Here is a 1,771-nt window from a genome sequence, read left to right as displayed (position 1 = left end):
GCTGGCTGTTTTACGCGTATGACAGGATACGGAGGACGGTTGTGGCGCACGTCTTCGGTGAACGCACTCTGGCCACACTGGAGCGTCTTCTGAGCCTGCTGTCGGCCTTTGAGGTCGTGGTATGGATGACGGATGGCTGGCCGCTGTATGAATCACGCCTGAAGGGAAAGCTGCACGTTATCAGCAAGCGTTACACTCAGCGCATTGAGCGACATAATCTGAATCTGAGACAACATCTGGCAAGGCTGGGACGGAAGTCACTGTCGTTCTCAAAATCGGTGGAGCTGCATGACAAGGTCATCGGGCATTATCTGAACATAAAACACTATCAGTAAGTTGGAGTCATTACCGTAAATCCTGGAGGTAACTGTAGTCCCCAGAACCTGAGTGACTTACAAAATGAAAAAAACAGATTATGTAACCAGTCTAGAGCTTGCGCTCCTCAGATGCTGAGAAAAGAAATATTGAGACGGTACGAGATAAATTTGGCGTGCGCTTCGGTCAGAAAGCAGATTAATAATCAGTGCTTTGGTGGTGGAGATAAGGCCCATATGGAAGAAGAGAATAAAGCATATAAAACAGCAGCTGATTGCAGTGGCTTAATAAAATGAAAAAAATAATTTTCTCTAACGAGAGTGCAGTCTATGATGAACTTATGATTCATTTCCCATGCCAGCCATTACCTCATATTTCAAATGATATTATAGGACTGGAGGAACTGGATATTGTATATAATTTTTTCCAAAAGAAACAATGGAATGAAATAGCCAATAATTTAAAAATAAAGGATAACTCTTATGCTTTAGAGTTAGGAATTACATTCCTCCCTGAGAAAGTATTCTGCTATTACATCCCTCTGTATATTTATGTCTCGTTGTTTAATAAGAATGATTTTTGGGTTTTTGAATCCGATTTTATTCAACAATATTTATGTCCTGAGTATCGGGATTACGATGATTTTTTGAATTTTGTTTTTAATTTTTCAGATATACAACTATCTATTATTGCACAGTTTATGTCTTATGAATCAGACGCTGGATTCTTTTATGCAAGTAAAGCTTGTATGGATTTTTGGGAAGATTATTCACCTCTATTACATAAGAAAATTTAATCGTAAAAGGTATAAATGGTTTAATAAAAAACTTGTCTACTCGTTGGAGTAGATGAAAAATAAGATGACGTTGGCATATAGATCACTGCGAATAATCCACCTCTACCACTGCGACTATCGCGGCCTGCCGCTGACGCTTATCAGCCCTGACGGGGCAACAGAATGGTGCGCAGAATATGATGAATGGGGCAACCTGCTGAATGAAGAGAACCCGCAGCACCTGCAGCAGCTTATCCGTCTGCCGGGGCAGCAGTATGATGAGGAGTACGGCCTGTATTACAACCGCCACCGCTATTATGACCCGCTGCAGGGGCGGTATATCACTCAGGATCCGATTGGGCTGGAAGGCGGGTGGAATCAGTATGTATATGCTTCCATACATCCAACATATTCTATTGATCCGCTGGGTAATGCTGCCAACTTACTGATTTAGTGTATGATGGTGATTTTAAGGTGCTTGCGTGGCTTCCATTTCCATCAGATGTCCTTCCTGCTCCGCTACTGAAGGCGTGGTGCGTAACGGCAAAAGCACTGCCGGACATCAGCGCTATCTCTGCTCTCATTGCCGTAAAACATGGCAACTACAGTTCACTTACACCGCCTCTCAGCCCGGTACGCACCAGAAATCATTGATATGGCCATGAATGGCGTCGGATGTCG

The 1,771-nt window shown here is 43.1% G+C and carries 2 protein-coding genes and 3 pseudogenes; all 5 read left to right on the top strand.

Annotated features, from left to right (window positions below):
* Positions 1-335: pseudogene (locus BFF42_RS16085) on the top strand (IS1-like element IS1X2 family transposase); the annotation flags it as partial.
* Positions 336-344: 9 nt separating this feature from the next.
* Positions 345-611 (top strand): hypothetical protein, encoded by a 267-nt coding sequence (locus BFF42_RS16080; protein ID WP_141095329.1) that lies wholly within the window; start codon positions 345-347, stop codon positions 609-611.
* Positions 608-1,111, top strand: coding sequence for a hypothetical protein (locus BFF42_RS16075; protein WP_039065572.1), 504 nt, complete (start codon positions 608-610; stop codon positions 1,109-1,111). Before BFF42_RS16080 ends, BFF42_RS16075 begins: the two co-directional genes overlap by 4 nt.
* A gap of 85 nt (positions 1,112-1,196) precedes the next feature.
* A pseudogene (locus BFF42_RS16070) lies at positions 1,197-1,520 on the top strand (RHS repeat-associated core domain-containing protein); the annotation flags it as partial.
* A gap of 52 nt (positions 1,521-1,572) precedes the next feature.
* Positions 1,573-1,771, top strand: a pseudogene (locus tag BFF42_RS16065) (IS1 family transposase); the annotation flags it as partial.

Source organism: Shigella sp. FC1661 (assembly GCF_001712525.1).
In the GTDB taxonomy this organism is placed as follows: domain Bacteria; phylum Pseudomonadota; class Gammaproteobacteria; order Enterobacterales; family Enterobacteriaceae; genus Escherichia; species Escherichia coli.
This window is presented reverse-complemented; position numbering and strand designations above follow the sequence as displayed.